This window comes from Micromonospora sp. C51, from assembly GCF_018070435.1.
GTDB lineage: Bacteria > Actinomycetota > Actinomycetes > Mycobacteriales > Micromonosporaceae > Micromonospora > Micromonospora sediminimaris.
The window spans coordinates 156,104-174,614 of sequence record NZ_JAGPXQ010000004.1; the positions used below are offsets into that span (position 1 = coordinate 156,104).

21 protein-coding genes are annotated in these 18,511 nt (G+C 71.9%); 12 read left to right on the forward strand and 9 right to left on the reverse strand.

Going from position 1 to position 18,511, the window contains the following annotated elements; genetic code table 11:
- Positions 1–70: 70 nt before the first annotated feature.
- Both KBX50_RS33530 and KBX50_RS07630 read right to left on the reverse strand, forming a co-directional pair.
- Positions 71–1,261 carry a thiamine pyrophosphate-binding protein gene (locus KBX50_RS33530; protein ID WP_210935832.1) on the reverse strand — a complete coding sequence of 397 codons (1,191 nt, stop codon included), beginning with the start codon at positions 1,259–1,261 and terminating at the stop codon, positions 71–73.
- A complete protein-coding gene (locus KBX50_RS07630; protein ID WP_210935833.1) occupies positions 1,254–2,372 on the reverse strand; it encodes a Vms1/Ankzf1 family peptidyl-tRNA hydrolase in 1,119 nt (372 codons plus the stop codon). The genes KBX50_RS33530 and KBX50_RS07630 overlap by 8 nt, the downstream gene beginning before the upstream one ends.
- A 150-nt stretch (positions 2,373–2,522) precedes the next feature.
- Here KBX50_RS07630 and KBX50_RS07635 point away from each other — a divergent pair, with 150 nt between their 5' ends.
- Entirely contained in the window at positions 2,523–3,062 is a 540-nt protein-coding gene (locus KBX50_RS07635) for a hypothetical protein (RefSeq protein ID WP_210935834.1), read from the forward strand.
- A gap of 46 nt (positions 3,063–3,108) precedes the next feature.
- On the opposite strand, the gene KBX50_RS07640 is transcribed toward KBX50_RS07635, so the two are convergent.
- Positions 3,109–3,453, reverse strand: a complete 345-nt coding sequence (locus KBX50_RS07640) for a DUF3817 domain-containing protein (RefSeq protein WP_210935835.1) — start codon at positions 3,451–3,453, stop codon at positions 3,109–3,111.
- Positions 3,454–3,540: 87 nt separating this feature from the next.
- Between KBX50_RS07640 and KBX50_RS07645 the strand changes: the two genes are divergently transcribed.
- On the forward strand, positions 3,541–5,019 hold the full coding sequence (locus KBX50_RS07645; protein ID WP_210935836.1) for a glutamate--cysteine ligase: 1,479 nt from the start codon (positions 3,541–3,543) through the stop codon (positions 5,017–5,019).
- A gap of 85 nt (positions 5,020–5,104) precedes the next feature.
- A complete protein-coding gene (locus tag KBX50_RS07650) occupies positions 5,105–6,232 on the forward strand; it encodes a carboxypeptidase-like regulatory domain-containing protein (RefSeq protein WP_210935837.1) in 1,128 nt (375 codons plus the stop codon).
- A gap of 111 nt (positions 6,233–6,343) precedes the next feature.
- Here KBX50_RS07650 and bla read toward each other — a convergent pair whose 3' ends face one another.
- Positions 6,344–7,258 (reverse strand): class A beta-lactamase, encoded by a 915-nt coding sequence (gene bla, locus KBX50_RS07655; RefSeq protein WP_307870879.1) that lies wholly within the window; start codon positions 7,256–7,258, stop codon positions 6,344–6,346.
- 134 nt (positions 7,259–7,392) lie between these two features.
- Here bla and KBX50_RS07660 point away from each other — a divergent pair, with 134 nt between their 5' ends.
- From KBX50_RS07660 to KBX50_RS07680, 5 genes are all read left to right on the forward strand, one after another.
- Positions 7,393–8,274 carry a LysR family transcriptional regulator gene (locus tag KBX50_RS07660; protein WP_210935839.1) on the forward strand — a complete coding sequence of 294 codons (882 nt, stop codon included), beginning with the start codon at positions 7,393–7,395 and terminating at the stop codon, positions 8,272–8,274.
- Positions 8,271–9,176, forward strand: coding sequence for a serine hydrolase (locus tag KBX50_RS07665; protein ID WP_210935840.1), 906 nt, complete (start codon positions 8,271–8,273; stop codon positions 9,174–9,176). The genes KBX50_RS07660 and KBX50_RS07665 overlap by 4 nt, the downstream gene beginning before the upstream one ends.
- A gap of 150 nt (positions 9,177–9,326) precedes the next feature.
- Positions 9,327–9,755: a hypothetical protein gene (locus KBX50_RS07670; protein WP_210935842.1), complete on the forward strand. Its 429-nt coding sequence runs from the start codon at positions 9,327–9,329 to the stop codon at positions 9,753–9,755.
- A 53-nt stretch (positions 9,756–9,808) separates the two neighbouring features.
- Positions 9,809–9,973 carry a helix-turn-helix transcriptional regulator gene (locus KBX50_RS07675; RefSeq protein ID WP_232511145.1) on the forward strand — a complete coding sequence of 55 codons (165 nt, stop codon included), beginning with the start codon at positions 9,809–9,811 and terminating at the stop codon, positions 9,971–9,973.
- Positions 9,970–10,962: an NAD(P)-dependent alcohol dehydrogenase gene (locus tag KBX50_RS07680; RefSeq protein WP_210935844.1), complete on the forward strand. Its 993-nt coding sequence runs from the start codon at positions 9,970–9,972 to the stop codon at positions 10,960–10,962. Before KBX50_RS07675 ends, KBX50_RS07680 begins: the two co-directional genes overlap by 4 nt.
- Here the strand turns inward: KBX50_RS07680 and KBX50_RS07685 are convergent.
- From KBX50_RS07685 to argG, 3 genes are all read right to left on the reverse strand, one after another.
- Positions 10,951–11,679 carry a hypothetical protein gene (locus KBX50_RS07685; RefSeq protein WP_210935847.1) on the reverse strand — a complete coding sequence of 243 codons (729 nt, stop codon included), beginning with the start codon at positions 11,677–11,679 and terminating at the stop codon, positions 10,951–10,953. The genes KBX50_RS07680 and KBX50_RS07685 overlap by 12 nt on opposite strands.
- 235 nt (positions 11,680–11,914) lie before the next feature.
- Positions 11,915–12,241, reverse strand: coding sequence for a hypothetical protein (locus tag KBX50_RS07690; RefSeq protein ID WP_210935849.1), 327 nt, complete (start codon positions 12,239–12,241; stop codon positions 11,915–11,917).
- Positions 12,242–12,371: 130 nt separating this feature from the next.
- Positions 12,372–13,820 (reverse strand): argininosuccinate synthase, encoded by a 1,449-nt coding sequence (argG, locus tag KBX50_RS07695; protein WP_210935851.1) that lies wholly within the window; start codon positions 13,818–13,820, stop codon positions 12,372–12,374.
- Between the two features lie 195 nt (positions 13,821–14,015).
- Here argG and KBX50_RS07700 point away from each other — a divergent pair, with 195 nt between their 5' ends.
- Together KBX50_RS07700 and KBX50_RS07705 are read left to right on the forward strand one after the other, a co-directional pair.
- The gene (locus KBX50_RS07700) at positions 14,016–15,011 is read left to right on the forward strand and encodes a hypothetical protein (RefSeq protein ID WP_210935853.1); all 996 of its coding nucleotides are present in this window, start codon (positions 14,016–14,018) and stop codon (positions 15,009–15,011) included.
- Positions 15,012–15,140: 129 nt separating this feature from the next.
- Entirely contained in the window at positions 15,141–15,755 is a 615-nt protein-coding gene (locus tag KBX50_RS07705) for a GNAT family N-acetyltransferase (RefSeq protein ID WP_210935855.1), read from the forward strand.
- Positions 15,756–15,777: 22 nt separating this feature from the next.
- On the opposite strand, the gene KBX50_RS07710 is transcribed toward KBX50_RS07705, so the two are convergent.
- Positions 15,778–16,368, reverse strand: coding sequence for an NADPH-dependent FMN reductase (locus KBX50_RS07710; protein WP_210935856.1), 591 nt, complete (start codon positions 16,366–16,368; stop codon positions 15,778–15,780).
- Between the two features lie 204 nt (positions 16,369–16,572).
- Here KBX50_RS07710 and KBX50_RS07715 point away from each other — a divergent pair, with 204 nt between their 5' ends.
- Positions 16,573–16,923, forward strand: a complete 351-nt coding sequence (locus KBX50_RS07715) for a UBP-type zinc finger domain-containing protein (protein WP_210935857.1) — start codon at positions 16,573–16,575, stop codon at positions 16,921–16,923.
- Positions 16,924–16,973: 50 nt separating this feature from the next.
- Positions 16,974–17,510 carry a hypothetical protein gene (locus KBX50_RS07720; protein ID WP_210935858.1) on the forward strand — a complete coding sequence of 179 codons (537 nt, stop codon included), beginning with the start codon at positions 16,974–16,976 and terminating at the stop codon, positions 17,508–17,510.
- A gap of 11 nt (positions 17,511–17,521) precedes the next feature.
- Here KBX50_RS07720 and KBX50_RS07725 read toward each other — a convergent pair whose 3' ends face one another.
- Positions 17,522–18,433, reverse strand: a complete 912-nt coding sequence (locus KBX50_RS07725; protein WP_210935859.1) for a LysR family transcriptional regulator — start codon at positions 18,431–18,433, stop codon at positions 17,522–17,524.
- Positions 18,434–18,511: the final 78 nt, after the last annotated feature.

Genomic DNA, 18,511 nt, shown 5'->3' on the forward strand with positions numbered 1-18,511 from the left:
CTCACCACGCGGCCCGGCTTCCCGCCACGATGCGGGTTAAACAGGGCATCTCCCCACCGGACGGCATCAATCAGGGGATCTTGTCCCTTTTTGACGAGAGCAGCCACCCCGCCTCCGCCGGCACACCATTGCCGGCCAGCAACATCGGGGATGTTGCTGGCTCGCCGCCGACTGGCGCAGCAACATCCCCGATGTTGTCCCATGCCTGCCGGTTCCACGGGCCGAGGGTCGGGGCGTCCATCACCATCTCCAGCACGCACGGGCGATCGGCGTTCAGGGCCTCGTCCCAGGCCGCGCCGACCAGCTCCGGCCGGTCGACCCGCACCCCGTGCAGGCCGAGCAACCGGGCCCAGCCGGCGTACGGGACGTCGTCGGTGACCGGCCGGGCCGGGTCCAGGTGCCGGGGATGACCGGACCGGGTGTTGCGCACCAGCACCACCAGCCGCGGGTCGGGCCACGCCGGTCGCCGCCGAGCGATGGTGACCAGCTCGGACAGCCCGTGCGAGCGCATCCCGTCGTCGCTGACCAGGGCGATCACCGGCCGGTCGGGAGCGGCCAGTTTCGCCGCGAGGGCGTACGGCAGCGCGCCCCCGGGCAGCCCGGCCGGACCCATGACCACCTCGACCGGCGACCCCGCCGGGTGGGCGAGCCCGATCGTCGGCCCGATGCCGTCGACGGTCACCACGCTGTTCGGGGGCAGCCGGCTGGACAGCTCGTCGAGCACCAGCCGGACGTCGATGCCGGGGCCCGGTGCCGCTACCCGCGTCGCACCCTGCGGTGACGAGTTCGGCACCACCAGGCCCACCGGGCCGCGAGCGCGCGTCGCGGCGCGCAGCGCCTCGTCCACCAGCTCCGGCACCCGCGCCGGCTCGGCGGCGTACCGGAGGCGGTGGCACACCTCGGCGAGCTGTCGGTGGATGACCCGGGCGGCCTCGGACGCGACGACGCCCGGATCGGCGACGACGGCGAGCACCGGCAGGCCGGCGCCCCGGGCGGCGTGGAGTCCCGTGAGCAGGCCCGCGGCGGCCGCCCCGCCGGCCGCCAGGCAGACGCCCGGACCGCCGGTGAAGCGGGCCTGCCCGGCCGCCATGACCGCGGCGCACTCCGCGTTGCGGACGGGTACGAACTCCGGCTCGCTCCCGGTGGCGTCGAGCGCCTCGACCAGTGCCGCGACCGCCTCCTCCGGGTGGCCGAAGACCCGCGGAATCCGCCAGGCCAGCAGCCGGTCGACCACCGCGTCAGCGACGCTCGGGTCAGGCACCGCCCCGTCCCGGAGTGACCGGGTCGACGTAGCGCAGCACCGCGCCCACCCCGTCCACCAGCTCGGGCGCCTCGTCGGCGCCGAGCACGGTCAGCTCGGCGTCGGTGCCCACCAGGGCACGCACCAGCGCCGCGTCGGCCCGCACCCGCTCCGGGTCGGCGACCGCGACCAGCTGATCCGGCTCGGTGGCGATGTCGGTGGCCGCCGGGCCGATCCAGAGCTGGCCGTCGGCCGACGGGTCGTCGACGATCAGCATCGTGTCGACCTGGTTGCGCTGCAACGCGGCCACCACCGCGTCGAGCCCGGCGCCGACGTCCTCCTGCGTGCCGAAGCGGTCCAGCGCCGCGTTCACCCGCTGGTCGGCCACCTCGGCGATGGTCTGCACGGTCAGGTCGTCGAGCAGGGTCTGGTCGGCACCGCCGGCCCGGGAACCGGCGTCGGTGCGCACCACCAGATCCTGCCAGCGATCCGGCATCTGCGCGGCGATCATGCCGGTGGCACGGACGTCGCCGGCCACCACCACCACCTCGGCACCCACCCGCTCGGCCAGCTCGACGGTCGCGGCGGTGACGTCACCGGCATTGTGATGCCATGCCTCCATCGCGGCCCGCTGGTAGCGCGACTGGGACCAGCCGCCGGGCTGGACCCGGCGCAGCTGGTAGCTTTCCCGGCCGACGACATGTGCCCGGCGCGGCACTCCGCCGGCACTTACCGACATCGCGTCGGCACCCGTGCGGTCGGCCAGCACCCGCACCCACGCCACCTGTTCACCGCGCTGAGCCAGCAGCGGCATCACATGCGGCAGCGGGGCGTACGCGGCCAGATCCCGTCGCGGCGGGGCGGACAGGTACTCGGAGAGCACCACCTGTCCGTGGGTACCGAACACGGCCAACCCGTAGTCGCCGGGCATCGGGTCGTGTCCCCGGATCACCCGGTCGATGGCGGCGATCGTCGGCTCGTCCGCCCCCTGCTCGGCCAGTTGCCGTTGCAGGCCACGCCAACGCAGATCGAGTGCCGCGTGCGCGTCCTCGGTGTCCAGGGAGGCGTCCAGGTAGACCGAGCACCACGGGCCTGGACGCTGGTACAGCGGGCGCAGGAAGGACAGCTGCATGCTCGACCCCTTTCCAGCTCGGCCCACCGCTTACCCGCGTCAGCGTGCTTGTCACCTGCCGGCAACCGCGTGACCGGTTTTCATTCACGTCGTTCAACCCCGAGGATCGATACGATCTGTAGGCGTAGGCGGACTCTGGGTGGTGGTGGGATGGACGCGACATCGTATTCCCGGCGCAGCCTGCACCCCACCGGGCGGATCCTCACCGCGCAGATCGTGCGCCTGATGGACGGCTACCCCCGGGAGGTGCGGGTGGGGCAGCCGGTGCTGGTGGTGGTGCTGGCCGCGGCCAGCGTGGCGGGCCTGCTGGCCAAGCTGGTACGAGCCCTGCTCTCGGCCGGCTCCGGCACGGGCCGACGCAGCTTCAAGGAGCTGAAGAAGGGACCCGAGTACCTGGTCACCCCGGTGCGCCTGCGGGACGCCGGCGGCCGGCTCTACGAGGTGGAGTTGCACGGGCACCTGCCGCAGAGCGCCCTGCATCCGGCCGACCACGTTCAACTGACGCTGCGCGACCAGGGTGATCCCGACCTGGCACCGAAGATCGAACGGATCGTCAACCTCACCACGGGGCAGCTGCTCCGACCGCGTACGGCCACCATGTGGTCGCACCTGGGCCCCCCGCTGCTGCTCCAGGCGGTGCTGGGCGTGCTGGTGGTCGCGACGGTGGCGGCCTGCACGGCGGTGACCTGAGGCGGCGGCCCGGCGACGCCGACGGCACGGGCCAGCCGCCCTGGGCTCAGCCGACCGGAGCGGGCTCCGGGGCCGGCTCGCTGACGTCGAGCATGCCCCGCCGCCGCGCCCAACGCTCGAAGACCACGGTGGCGAACGGCGGCACCGCGCAGGCCAGCGCCACGAACGTGGCCAGCAGGCTCCACCGCTGCACCCGGGCCACCGCCAGCACCAGCACCCCGTACGCGACGAAGAGCGCACCGTGGATCGGGCCGAAGACCTGCACCCCCAACTCGTTGCCGGGCGGGCCGTACTTGACGGCCATTCCGGCCAGCAGCCCTGCCCAGGAGATCGCCTCCGCGATCGCCGCCACCACGAACAGTCGGGTCACCTTGTCACGCACGACGGCCATGCTACGGACCTCTCCACCGGTCCCGACTTCCGCAGGTGGCATGGACGTGCGACGTTTGGGGTACCAGCGGTGACAGGGTGGTGACCTATGGGCGAGGAAGTCGGCGTACAGACCTTCAGCCGCCAGGATCGGGCTCGCTACCGGGACAAGGTGCGCCGCTGTCTCGACGTCTTCGCCGAGATGCTGCGCGAGTCCCGGTTCGACGTCGATCGGCCGATGACCGGGTTGGAGATCGAGCTGAACCTGGTCGACGCCGAGTCGATGCCGGCGATGCGCAACGCCGACGTGTTGCAGGCGGTGGCCGACCCGAGCTTCCAGACCGAACTCGGCCAGTTCAACGTCGAGATCAACGTCGCCCCGCGGCGGCTGTCCGGCGCCGGCACCGCCGAATTCGAGGAGCACGTCCGCGCCGCCCTGAACTCGGCCGACCAACGGGCCCGCACGGTCGACGCGCAGCTGGTGATGATCGGCATTCTGCCGACCGTGCTACCGGAGCACCTGACCGCCGCCACCCTGTCGGCGAATCCCCGTTACGCGCTGCTCAACGAACAGATCTTCGCCGCCCGGGGTGAGGATCTGCGGATCGCCATCAACGGGGTGGAGCGACTGGCGGTCACCGCCGACACCATCACGCCGGAGGCGGCGTGCACCAGCACCCAGTTCCACCTCCAGGTGGGGCCCGGTCAGTTCGCCGACTACTGGAACGCCGCCCAGGCCATCGCCGGGATCCAGGTGGCGCTCGGCGCGAACTCGCCGCTGTTCTTCGGCCGTGAGCTGTGGCGCGAGACCCGGATCCCGCTGTTCCAGCAGGCCACCGACACCCGTCCCGAGGAGATCAAGACCCAGGGCGTACGCCCCCGGGTCTGGTTCGGCGAGCGCTGGATCACCTCGGTGTTCGACCTGTTCGAGGAGAACGTGCGCTTCTTCCCGGCGCTGCTGCCGGTCTGCGATCCGGAGGACCCGTCCGAGACGCTCGCCGCCGGAGGGGTGCCGACCCTCGCCGAGTTGCGCCTGCACAACGGCACCATCTACCGGTGGAACCGGCCGGTCTACGACGTGCTGCGGGGCCGGCCGCACCTGCGGGTGGAGAACCGGGTCCTGCCGGCCGGGCCGACCGTGCTGGACACCATCGCGAACGGGGCGTTCTACTTCGGACTGGTCCGGGCGCTCGCCGAGGCCGACCGGCCGCTGTGGTCCCAGATGTCGTTCAGCGCCGCCGAGGAGAACTTCAACACCTGTGCCCGGCACGGCATCGACGCCCACGTCTTCTGGCCCGGTCTGGGTTATCTGCCGGCCGCCGAACTGGTGCTGCGCCGCCTGCTGCCCCTGGCCCACCACGGCCTGGACCGTTGGGGTGTCGAGCCGGACGAGCGGGACCGGCTGCTCGGCATCATCGAGCAACGCTGCCTGACCGGCCGCAACGGCGCCACCTGGCAGGTGGAGACGCTGCACCGGCTGGAGTCGACCGACCAGCTGGACCGCCCGGACGCGCTGCGCCAGGTGGTCCGGCACTACGTGGAGCTGATGCACAGCAACCGGCCGGTCCACGAGTGGCCGATCCCCTGACCACCTCCCGACACAACCTGTGACGGCCCCGTCACAGTCGCTACCGTGAGTGGGTTTCGTCCGCCGGGTGGAGAGGATCCCGCCGATGCCGCGGTCACCACGTCATGCCGTCCCACTCACCGTCGCCCTGCTCGTCGTCAGCCTGCCGCTGCCCGCCGCCGCAAGCCCCGGGCTCGCCCAGTCCGCCGCCGCCCCGCGCGCCACCGCCGCCGCGCCGTCCACGTCCACGTTCGCCGCCGCGTCCCACCGGGAGGAAGCCGGTCGGACCACGGACGCCACCACTCCTGGCGAGGTGCGCACCACGTTGCGAGACAGGGCCACCGGGGCCGCCGTGCGCGGGTGCGTGTCCCTGGTCCCCGTCAACCGCGACCGGCTGACCGTCGTGTTTCTCGGCGAGGTGCAGGACGGCCGGCACGGCGGCTGCACCGGCGTCGACGGTGGCGACGTGCTCGCCAGCAACGTGCCGCCCGGCCGCTATCACCTGCTCGCCGAGCCCTACGACAACACGCAGTACGGCATGCAGTGGGTCGGTCGGCACGGCGGCACCGGGAAGCGGGAGCGGGGAGTGACGATCCGGGTGCGTCCGGGCGAGACGGTCACCGCCCCGACGGTCCGGTTCGACCCGCCGGGCACCGTCACCGGCCGGGTCACCCGTGCGGCGGACGGCACCCCGGTCTCCGGCGGGCATGTCCTGACCCTGCCGGTGGTCCCGGATCCCAAGAACAGCGACTACGGCGCCATCACCGATGACGACGGCCGCTACACGCTCACCGGCCTCGGACCGTACCGCTGGCCGTTGTACTACACCGGTTACGGGCTGGCCAGCCAGTGGTCCGGCGGGGTCGCCGACCGCCGGAAGGCCGACACCGTACGGGTCCGGTCCGGCACGTCCGTGACCAGCGATCAGACACTCGTCGCGGGCACCGTGGTCAGCGGAACCATCACCGTCGACGAGATGCCGAACTACTCCCAGGTGATCGCCTTCCACGCGCGGACCGGCGACGTGACGGGGGTGGTCGACGTCGGCGCCGACTACACGCTGCGGCTGCTGCCGGGGCAGCGGGTGCTGCTGCGCTGCGACTGCGCGCACGTACCGAGCCGCTGGTTCCCCAACGCCGCGCAGGTGTCCGGGGCGCAGCCGGTGCGGATCCGGCACACCCCGGTCACCGCCGACTTCGACCTGACCGGCCCCGCCACGGTCCCGACCCCCTGACGAACGCCCGGTCCCGGCCCGCGCCGACGGGCGGCGCGGCCGGGACCGGGACACACACGAACCGACCCACCACGGTCGCCTGGTGGCCGGTCCAAGCCCCAGGGGCCCGGCTCAGCTCAGCGCGTCGAGGGTGAGCTCGGTGGCCCGGGCGAGCAGCGCGTCGTCGCGCTCGGCGTCGGGCTCGGCCCGATCGGAGAGCACGGCCAGCACGATCGGTGCCCGGTCCGGCGGCCAGATGACCGCGATGTCGTTTCGAGTGCCGTGGTCGGCCGAGCCGGTCTTGTCACCCACCGCCCAGCCCTCGGGGACGCCGGCCCGGATCGTCTTGTCGCCGGTGGTGTTGCGCTTGAGCCAGTCGACCAGCAGGGCCCGGTCGTCCGGGGAGAGGGCGTCGTCTACCGCGTACGCCCGCAGCGTGGTGGCCAGGGCGCGGGGCGTACTGGTGTCACGGCGCTCGCCCGGGACGTACGCGTTGAGTTCGGTTTCCCACCGCACCGGCTCGGTGACCTCGTCGCCGACCCCACGCAGCGCCTGCTTGAAGCCGGAGGGGCCGCCGAGCTGCTTGAGCAGCAGGTTCCCGGCGGTGTTGTCGCTGTAGCGCACCGCCGCGTCGGCGATCGCCCGCAGCGACAGGCCGGTGTCGACGTGCCGTTCCGTGATCGGCGAGTAGGTGACCAGGTCGTCGCGGGAGTAGCTGACGACCCGGTCCAGTTCCTCGGTCGAGGTCGCGGCGAGCACCGCGCCGGCGGCGAGGGCCTTGAAGGTCGAGGCGTACGCGAAGCGCTCGTCGGCCCGGTGTGTGACGGTGCTGCCGCTGCCGGTGTCGATCGCGTACACGCCGAGTCGGGCGTCGAACTCCCGTTCCAGCGGCGCGAAGTCGACGATGACCGGCGCGGCGGACGCCGTCGGCGTGGACACCGTCGGCGTTGGCGCCGGCGTGGACGGGCTGCCGGGAGAGCAGCCGGCGAGCAGGCCGAGTGTCAGCGCGAGCGCGACCGCACGGGTACGGCGGTTGGTACTGGTCACAGCTGGGTCCTTCCCTCGATCAACCGGTCTACCGGACGTCGTCCGGGTAACCGGCACCCAGATTCGCAGCGCCGTCTCATGCTGTCGAAGACACCGACGGCGGCACCGATGCCGATTCGGCATAGACTGCCGGCGTGGATCTGGTGGCGGCCTGCCGGGCCTTCGTGTCGGTCGGCACCCACGGCAGCTTCACCGTCGGCGCCTCCGTGGCCCGGATCCCGCAGTCGGTGGCGAGCCGACGGGTGGCGGCACTGGAGCGACACCTCGGCGGGCGGCTGTTCGACCGCACCTCGCGCAACGTCACGCTCACCATGTTCGGGCGGGACATGCTCGCCTCGGCCCGGCGGATCGTCGAGTTGGCGGAGGCGATGGAGCACGACGCCGAACGGGCCCGGCTGCGCCCGTTCCGGCTGGCCGTGCCGGCGGTCAGCGCGCCACGGTCGCTGGCCCGGCTGGTGGTCGAGGCCCGCCGGCACGACCTGCACCTGGAGTTGCGCCGGGGCGAGCCGGCGGAACGGGCCCGACTGCGGCAGCGCCACGAGGTGCGGGCCGCGCTGATCTGCGTACCGCCGGACGAGGCCGCGTGGCGGGTGCCGCTCGGTCTCGCGGGCGGCACCGACCCGGGTGTCGAGGTGGTGCGGCTGGAGACGCTGCGTACCCCACGGGCGAACCGCCGGACCCGTCGACGTCGGGTCTGGATCTCACCTGAGGACGACGTGCCGCACGTCCGCGACCCGCTGACCCGGCTGCGCGACGCCGTCGGGTTGCAGCCGACCCAGGTGGCGGTCGCGGCGTCCGTGGTCGACGCCGCCGCCGAGGCGCTCGCCGGCACCGACCTGGTGCTCTGCTCCCCCGCCGAGGCGCGCGAACTCGGACTGCACTGGCGACCCCTTGGCGACCTGCGACCGGTCCGCGGCTACCAGGTGACGGCCGGTGTCCGGGAGGACGCCGAGCGGCTGCGTGGCGCGTTGGGTGCCGCCGTGGCGCGGTGCCTGGGCGTACCGGAGGCGGCGTGACCGTCGGCCGACTGCTCCGCACCGCCCGGGAGACGCTGCGCGACGCCGGGCTGCGCGGCTGTCTTCTGGTCCGCGACCTCGACTCCGGCGACGAGTTGGGCCTGGACGACGACGTGGTGCTACCCGTCGCGTCGCTGGTGAAGGTGCCGTTGGCGGTGGCCACCGTGGACCGGATCGGACGCGGCGAACTCGACGGCGGCACCGCGGTCACGGTGGCCCCCGGCCGGGTGCGCACGCCCGGTCCGACCGGGTTGAGCCGGTTCCGGCACCCGGCCACCGTGGCGATCGACGATCTGCTCTACCTCAGCGTGGCGATCAGCGACGAGGGGGCCTCGGACGCGCTGTTCGCGCTGACCCCGCCCACCGTGGTCGCCGACACGCTGCGCCGTTTCGGTCTCGACGGGATCAGTGTCCGGCACCACACCCGGGACCTCACCGACACGCCGGCCGAGCGGCTCGCGCCGGAGGTGCACCTCGCGCACTCGCTCGCCGCGTCCGCGACCACCGCCGGTCAGGGCCATCCGGTCGCCCAGCTGGACGTGGGCCGGGCCAACTCCGGCTCGGCCCGGGCCTTCGTCGAGCTGCTGCACGCGCTGTGGCGCCCGTCGCGGATACCGGCCGCGGTGGCCGCCCGGGTTCGCGAGCTGATGGGTGACAACCTGCTACGACAACGGCTCGCCCCGGACTTCAGCTCCGACAGCTCCCGCTGGTCGTCGAAGACCGGCACGCTGCTCAACCTGCGGCACGAGGTCGGCGTGGTGGAACACGCCGACGGGCAGGCGTACGCCGTGGCCGCGCTTAGCGAGTCGACGGTGCCGGCGGCCGTGCAGCCGCAGGCCGAGGCGGCGCTGGCGCAGGTGGCGCGGGAGCTGCACGACGCGCTGCGCGCCGCCCGACGCTGACCCAGCTGACAGATCGCGACCACCCGGCGACCCCGCTCCGCTCGCCCGCCAGGACCCTCCACACGGCACGTGATGTAAAAGTTTCTAGACATGATGTCAAAGACGCCTTACTCTCATGGTGTCAATGATTCTTTACATCGAGGAGTCGTCATGACGCACCAGGAGAAGCGGGCCTGGATCATGCTGGTGGTCAGCGTGGTCGGTTACGCGATCTACGTGGCCGTGGTCCTGAGCCGGGCCGGCGACGGGCGACTGACCGCGACGCCGTACGCCGGCGTACTGCTCTGGACGGTTGGCGGCGCCATCGCCGCCAGCATGCTCCTCGAGATCGGGATCGGCGTGGTGAACCCGCGCGCCTCGCGGGTCAGTGACGTCCGCGACCGGGAGATCGGGCGGTTGGGCGACCACGTCGGGCAGGCGTTCGTGGTGATCGGGGCGGTGTCGGCGATGCTCATGGCGCTGGCGCAGTGGCACTGGTTCTGGATCGCCAACGTGATCTACCTGTGCTTCGTGCTGTCGGCGGTGGTCGGCTCGCTGGCGAAGGTGATCGTCTACCGCAGGGGCGTGCCGCAGTGGTGAAGCCGACCCGCGTCACCAACAACATCCGGGCACTGCGCTTCGCCCGGGACGAGATGACCCAGGCCGAGCTGGCCGAACGACTCGGGGTGACGCGGCAGACCGTCATCGCCATCGAGCAGGGCCGCTACTCCCCCTCGCTGGAGATGGCCTTTCGGATCGCCAACGTGTTCGGCGTACGGCTCGACGACGTGTTCCAGTACCCCGAGGAGGCACCATGAAGGCCATCGTGTACGACCGCTACGGCCCGCCGTCCGCGCTGCGGCTACGCGACATCGACCGTCCCGGCGTCGGGGATCGGGAGGTACTGGTGCGGGTCCGCGCCGCCGGTGTCGACCCGGGAGTGCTGATCTTTCTGGCCGGACGTCCCTACCTGGTACGGCTCGCCTCCGGGCTGCGCCGACCCCGGGTGCCGGTCCTCGGCCGGGACGTGGCCGGTGTGGTGGCCGAGGTCGGCGCCCGGGTGACCCGCTTCCGGCCCGGCGACGAGGTGTACGGCACCTGCCTGCGCGGGTCGTACGCCGAGTTCGCGGCCACCCACGAGCGGCGGCTGGCCGCCAAGCCCACAAACCTGACCTTCGCCCAGGCCGCCGCCGTACCCGTCTCCGGGATGACCGCCCTGCGCGCGGTCCGCGACACCGGCCAGGTGCGGCCCGGCCACCGGGTGCTGGTCATCGGCGCCTCCGGCGGCGTCGGTTCCCAGGCCGTGCAGATCGCCAAGGCGTACGGTGCGACGGTCACCGGCGTCTGCGCCCCCACGAAGACCGAGTTCGTCCGCTCGCTCGGTGCCGACGACGTCCTCGACTACACCCACGAGGAGATCGACCGGGACGGCCCGGTGTACGACGTGGTCCTCGACACCGGCGGCAACCGGACGCTGTCGTTGTTGCGACGCGCGCTCACCCCACGCGGGACGCTGGCCCTGGTCGGCGGCGACTGGACCCGGGGCGCGCTGCTCGGCGGCTACGGCCGGCAGATGTTCGGGGCGCCGTTGTTGTCGACGGTCGTCGGTCACCGGCTGCGCGCCGTCGGCGCCCGCGAGCGCATCGAGGACCTCGACGAGTTGCGTGACCTGGTCGAATCCGGCGCGCTCAGCCCGCCGGTCGACCGCAGCTTCCCGCTCGCCGAGACGGCGGACGCGCTGCGCCACTTCACCGACCGGCACCCGGCCGGCAAGGTGGTGGTCACCGTCACGCACTCAGACGGTTAGCCGGAACAGCGTGGCGCGCCCGGCCCGACTGCCCACCAGGCGATTCCGGATGTCCAGGTCGTTGACCGCGTCCGTGGCACCCAGCCCGTGGGCGGTCAGGTCGACGGTGCGCCCGGCCCACCACAGGACGGGTCGTCGGACACCGGCGGCAGTGTCGGCGCTGCCGAGGACCGCTCCCAGGTCGTTCACGGCGGTCGCCCGACTCGTCGCGCCGCCCAGCGTGCCCAGGGCGGTCAGCACCCCGGCGCGCCAGCGGAACGCCCGGCCATCGGCCACACCAACCACGTGGCCGAGGTTGTTGATCGCCGTCGCCTGGTCGCCGACAGGGGTGACGACACCGTCCCGCAACCGGCCACCTACGCAGGTGCACGGGTAGTCGTACGGCGGGATGTTGAAGGTGCCCACCACGTCGCCCCGGTTGTTGAACCCGGTGGTCAACTCGTAGAAGTCTTGCCGGCCCAGGTCGGTGATCGCACCGTTCTGCCATACGACACGGTGTGGGATGTCGGTGGCCGGGTTGCTCAGGCCGAGCACCTGCCCTTGGTCGTTGATGGCGACCGCCTCGCTGTAGTCGCCGCCGAGGGTGCCCAGGTCGACGGCGTGGTAGGCGAGCGCGGCCGGGGCGGCGGAGGCGGCGACCGCGGGCAGGACGGTCATCGCGGACGCGACGAGCACGGTCACGGACGCGGCGGCGGACAGGCCGGTGGGATACCTCAACGGGTCCTCCTCGGGAAGCGACGAAGACCGACGCCACCCCACCATCCTGAAACGGGGCGCGATCGGTCGGCTACGCAAAGTAGAGCCGACTTCCGGGAAGGTCACCTCGGTCGATCGGCCACGGATCGATGGCCGTGCGCTGCCCGCGACCGCTCACGTGAACCTCAGGGCCCGCCGGCCCCCGTGCGCCCACGGACACCACGCGGCGACGCGCCGGTCGAGGAGGTCACGACGGTCAGCCGCCCGCCTGCCACACCGTCCACAGGCCGTACAGGGTCGCGACGCCCAGCGCCACCGTGCCCAACGCGACCGACCGGCGGTACTGTCCGCCCGGACGGACCCGGACGGCGACGACGACAGCCACGTAGAGCACCGCCACGATCGTCGTCCAGAGCCACGCGGCCGAGATCCGCGCGTCGACCCGACAACCGGCCGGCGCCGGATGCACGGCAGGGCAGACGTCGAAGCGGGGCACGGCCAGGTACCAGAAGCCGGACCAGGCCAGGACCGCGACGGCGGTCGCCACCGCGACCACCTGCCAGGGTCGGACACCTGCCAGCACCGCCGCCTCCTTCAGCACCTTCGAAGGCGGCAAGCGTACCGGCCACGGATCGGCAGGCCGGAGACGACACCGCCCGCCGCCGACGGGGGGTGACCGTAGGCGGCGGGCGGGTGGGCCTGACCCGAGCCGGTCAGTCGACGCCGAACTCCATCGCGGCGCGGTCGAGCGCCTCGTCCTCCGCCGACGGGACGCCCCGGGAGGCGATCGCCTCCGCACCGCCCTCCGGCATCGCGCCGATCAGCCCGGTCGAGGCCGCCTGGGCCGCACCGACCACCCGCTGCGGAGCGCCGCCGACCATGCCCAGGTGCGCGTACTGCTCCAGCTTGGCCCGCGAGTCGGCGATGTCGAGGTTGCGCATGGTGAGCTGACCGATGCGGTCGGCCGGGCCGAAGGCGGAGTCCGTCGTACGCTCCATCGACAGCTTGTCCGGGTGGTAGCTGAAGGCCGGGCCGGCGGTGTCCAGGATCGAGTAGTCCTCACCCCGGCGCAGCCGCAGCGTCACCTCACCGGTGACGGCCGTGCCGACCCAGCGTTGCAGCGACTCACGCAGCATCAACGCCTGCGGGTCCAGCCACCGGCCCTCGTACATCAGCCGGCCCAGCCGACGGCCCTCGTTGTGGTAGTTGGCCAGGGTGTCCTCGTTGTGGATGGCGTTGACCAACCGCTCGTACGCGGCATGCAGCAACGCCATCCCGGGCGCCTCGTAGATGCCCCGGCTCTTGGCCTCGATGATCCGGTTCTCGATCTGGTCGGACATGCCGAGGCCGTGCCGGCCGCCGATGGCGTTGGCCTCCAGCACCAGGTCGACCGCGCTGCCGAACTCCTTGCCGTTGATCGTCACCGGCCGACCCTGGTCGAATCCGATAGTCACGTCCTCGGTGGGGATCTCCACCGCCGGATCCCAGAACCGGACGCCCATGATCGGGTTGACCGTCTCGATGCCGGTGTCGAGATGTTCGAGGGTCTTCGCCTCGTGGGTGGCGCCCCAGATGTTCGCGTCGGTCGAGTACGCCTTCTCGGTGCTGTCCCGGTACGGCAGGTCCCGGGCCAGCAGCCACTCCGACATCTCCTTGCGGCCACCGAGGTCGCTGACGAAGTCGGTGTCGAGCCACGGCTTGTAGATCCGCAGCTGCGGGTTGGCCAGCAGGCCGTAGCGGTAGAACCGCTCGATGTCGTTGCCCTTGAAGGTCGAGCCGTCGCCCCAGATCTGCACGTCGTCGGAGATCATCGCCCGCACCAGCAGCGTGCCGGTGACCGCGCGTCCCAGCGGCGTGGTGTTGAAGTAGGCCCGCCCGCCCGAGCGGATGTGGAAGGCGCCGCAGGTCAGCGCGGCCAGGCCCTCTTCCACCAGGGCCGCGCGGCAGTCGACCAGCCGGGCGACCTCGGCGCCGTAGCTGAGCGCCCGATCGGGCACCGAGGCGATGTCGGGCTCGTCGTACTGGCCGATGTCAGCGGTGTAGGCGCACGGGATGGCGCCCTTGTCGCGCATCCACGCGACCGCGACGGAGGTGTCGAGGCCGCCGGAGAAGGCGATGCCGACACGTTCACCGGTGGGCAGGGAGGTCAGGACCTTGGACACAAGGAAAAGTATGCACCAGGACGTATGGTCATGCAAGCAGGATGGTACGAAGGGCCGCCGGCCACCGGACTCCGAGGCGGGGGCGACGGCACCGGCGACCGGATCGACGAGGGGTCGAGCAAACTGCGAGAAACCGACCGCGGCTCCATCCACCATCATCATTGCTGACCCTCCGTGATGATGAGGAGCCTCTCCGTGACCAAGACCGACAGGCGCACCAACCGTCCACCCGCCGTCGAGCTCCGCGTTCCGGCCAAGACAGGCGGCGCCTCGATCTTCGTCCCAGGTGAGACGCCACGTCGACGCGGGCTGATCATCGCGCTCAGCGTGCTTGCCGGTTTCCTGCTCACCGTCGTGTGGTCCGCGGAGTTCGTCGACCGGACCATCGGCGACAACGTCGCCAACACGCTGCTCGGTCACGACGCCAAGGAGACTCCGATCAGTGGGGTCGTGGCCGGCGTGCTCTTCGCGTTCGTCTCGGGCATCGCCGGCACCTTCACCGCCTGCAACGTCGCCGCCTTCGGCGCCCTCGCCCCGCTGGCCGGCACCTCCGGCGGTCGACTGAGCCGCTTCCTGGCACCGCTGCGACCGCTGGGCTGGATGGCGGTCGGCATGATCGCGGTCTCCGCCTCGTACGGTGTGGTCGTCGGCCTGGTCGGGACCGCGATGCCCCAGTTCTCCACCGCCTCGAACACGGCCGGCTCGCTCTCGCCGCGCAGCGTCCAGTCCATGGTGGTCTTCGGTGCCATCGGGCTGATCATGATCTACCTGGGGCTGGCCGCTCTGCGGGTGGCGCCGGACCCGTTCGCCCGGATCGCCCGCCGGTATCCCAACGCGCCGCTGGTCTTCATGGGCGCGCTCATCGCCGGCTTCCTGATCGGACGCCCGTTCTCGCTGTTCCGGCAGATGTTCCGCGACGCCGCGGAGAGCGGCAACCCGCTCTACGGCGCCGCCGCGTTCACCCTCCAGTCGATCGGCAACATCGTCATCATGGCCGTGCTGTTCCTCCTGCTCACGTGGTTCGCCGGCAGCCGGCTCCAGCGCTGGTTCGCGGCCCGCCCGAGCCGGCTGGCGGCGACCATCGCGGTGGCGTTCCTCATCGCGGGCGCCTTCACCTTCCTCTACTGGGACATCCGCCTGCTCGCCCGCCGCGAGATCATCCCCTGGTATCCGACCGCCCCCTGGGCGTGACCGTGAACCATGGCCCGGCCGACTTCCTGACGTCGGTGCTGGCCGGGCGAGCGTCACGCCGCCCTCACACTGGGCACGGGCCACGAAAAACTACGCGCCGCGCGGGCGGGCGCGTGCGATCGTGGCCGGATGCCTCAACCGGTTCTGCGTACCGATCGTCTGCTGCTGGTCCCGCTCGCTGACCGGCACCTCGACCTGGAGGTCGAGCTGGACTCCGACCCGGAGGTGCTGCGCTACCTCTACGGGCGGGCCCGGACCAGGGACGAGGTGATCACCTCGCACGCGAACCGGATGGCGCTGACCGACAAGGTGGACGGACTGGGCTACTGGATAGCGTTCGGCACCGACGGCGGGGCGCGCGGTTCGACGCCGCCGCAGGCCGAGGAGGACGGCGAGTTCGTCGGGCTGATGATGCTCCCGCCGGCGCACGGTCCCGACCAGCCGGACGACCCGGCCGTCGCGGAGCTGGGTTACCGCCTGTTACGCCGGCACTGGCGCAAGGGCCTGGCCAGCGAGGCTTCCCGGGAACTGCTGCGGCACGCCTTCGACACGGTCGGCCAGCGCCGAGTCATCGCGCAGACCATGACCGTGAACACCGGGTCCCGTCGGGTGATGGAGTCCGTCGGCCTGCGCTATGTCCGCACCTACTTCCCGTCCTGGGACGATCCGCTGCCCGGAACGGAACAGGGTGAGGTCGAGTACGCGATCACCCACGAAGAGTGGCGGGCCGCCCGACAATCGTGAAGCGGACCCATCCGCGGCGGCACTATGCCGAGGACTGGGGTGTCGACATGGTCGTACCGGCCCGCAGACTCGCCAGCGCGCCGCTCCAGGCCACCAGTTGGTCGAGCATCATGTTCACCGAGCCTTCCTGGTGCGGTCCGGGCTGAAAGGCGGTGAAGTTCTCGAAATCGGTGAACAGGGACAGCGCCACCTGCGCCCGTACGTCCGCCATCTGCAACTCGGCCACCACCAGCCGCAAGTGCTCCACGGCGCGGGCACCACCGACGCTGCCGTAGCTGACGAACCCGGCCGCCTTGTTGTTCCACTCGGCGTAGAGGAAGTCGATGGCGTTCTTCAACGCCCCGGACGTGGAGTGGTTGTACTCCGGTGTCACGAAGACGTACCCGTCGAACGATGCGATCTTCTCGGCCCAGCGCAGCGTGTGCGGCTGCGTGTACTGCCCGAGCGACGGGGGCGTCATCTCATCGAGGTGCGGCAGGTTGAAATCCAGGAGATCCACGAGTTCGTACTCGGCGTCTACCCGCTGCGCGGCGATGTCGTACACCCAGCGTGCCACCGTCTCGCCGTGCCTCCCCGGCCGAGTGCTGCCGATGATGATGCCGATCCTGGTCATTGCGGTCCTCCTGTCCTGGGCTGGCAAGGGCGGGCGATTACCCGCTCTGCCGCATCTGGAACGGAGCCGACTCCGCGACCACGGGTTGATCATGAAATATCGGTCGGCGCACGCTCTGCCGTACGGACCGGGTTAGGGTTGCAGGGCCGCTGTGGCCCGCCCCGGCCGAGCCGTGGCAGACCCGTTCAGTCGAGAGGACGCGCGATGGAGGGCATCGACCCCGAGGTGCCGCCCAGCGGCCCGGGCTGCGTCGACTGTATGACGGCAGACCCGCCGGGCTGGTGGTTCCATCTCCGGCGGTGCGGCAGGTGCGGTCACGTCGGATGTTGCGACTCCTCGCCGAACCAGCACGCCAGCGCCCACCACGCCGCGACCGGGCACCGCTTCGTCCGCAGCTTCGAACCGGGCGAGGAGTGGTTCTGGGACTACGACGAGCAGGTCCTGTACGAACAGGGGCCCTCGCTCGTGGCACCCGTCAGCCGTCCGCCGGAGCAGGGCGCACCGGCTCCGGCCGAGCGGGTGCCCGCCGACTGGAAGCGACAGCTGCACCGCTAGGGCCGCGGTCGGGCGAGGCCCGGGTGGGCCGGCCGACCATGATGGTCGGCATGCGGGAGACCGTCGCCATCGCGCTGATCACGTCGCTGTCCACGCTGACCGCCGCCGGCCTCACCGGACTGGTCACCGCGCTCACCGGGCGTCGGCAGGTCACCGGCCAACTCACCGCTGCCCGGGAGGAACGCGACGCGCAGCGTACGCTCCGCCGAGACCAGGCACGGCGGGACACGTACGTCGGCTTCCTGGCCGCCTGCGACCGGGCGTACCGGGCACTGGACACCGGCTGGGTCGGGCCGGACACCGCACCCGGTGAGGACGCCCCGTACCGGGCGCTGCGTGCGCTCGACGAGGCGTACAACCTGGTGTTGTTGGCCGGCCCGGACCCGGTCGCGGACGCCGCCGGGCAGACCGTGCGCAGCGTCAACGAGGAGTACGCCCAGCAGCGTCGGCTGTCCCGGGAGCAGGCCACGGAAGCCACCCCGCTGGGTGTGCGGCACCGTGCCGAACACCTCGCCGTGCTGCGCTACCGGACCGAACGCCGCGATGAGTTCGTCGCTGTCGCGCGCGGAGCCCTGGCTCCGATCTGACCTGCGGCCCGTCACGGGGTGATCGGGGTGGGGGCGGACTGGGCGGCGGCTCGTAGCGCGGTCACCGCCATTCGGGCCGCCGGGGTGTGCTCGACGGCGTCGTGGACGACCACGTGGATCGACCGGGTCGGTGTCGGGCGGAGCAGCCGGACGCAGGTCACCCCGGCGGGCAGGTGTGCCGCGCCGAGCGCGGGCAGCACCGTGAGGCCGATGCCGGCGGCGACAAAGGCCAGCGCGGTCCGGTAGTCGTGCGCCTCCACCCGGAAGGCCGGGCGGAAACCGGCGGCGGTACAGGCTTCGAGGAGGTTGGCGCGGCACCAGCCCCGGGCGAAGTCGTTGTCGACCCAGCGCTCGTCGGCGAGGTCGGCCAGATCCGTCTCCGGCCGGCCGGCGAGGCGGTGCCCGGCCGGCACCACGGCGACGTACGGGTCGTCGAGCAGGTGGTGCGCGGTGAAGCCCGAACCGGGGTCGAAGCCGGTGGCGCCCGCCACGATCACCTGCACGTCGGCGCGCTCCTCCCGGCTGTCCGGGATGTGTTCGCGCAGTTGCAGGTCGAGCCGCACGCCGGGGAAATCGGCGAGGATGCACCGCACCACGTGCGGCATCCATGCCGCGCCCACCGACGCGAAGTACGCGATGGACAGTGTGCCGGTGCGACCGGTGCGCAGATCCGCGATGAGCGACTCGGCCGCGCCGACCCGGGCGAGCACCCGGTCGGCCTCCGCGGCGAGGGCGTGCCCGGCAGCCGTGGGCCGCAGCCCTCGCCCTGCCTTGGCGAGGAGGGTGAGTCCCGTCTCGCGTTGCAGTGCGGTGAGGTGCTGACTGACGGCGGAGGGGGTGTAGCCGAGGTTGGAGGCGGCGGCCTGGACGGATCCGGACGCCACGACGGAACGGAAGACCCGGAGGCGGTGAACGTCGAGCACCACCCCACGATAAAGTGCGACTTAAGTGTTGTGAAGAAACAGTCGCTGGTACTGAATCGTCAGGCGGCCGAGAATCAC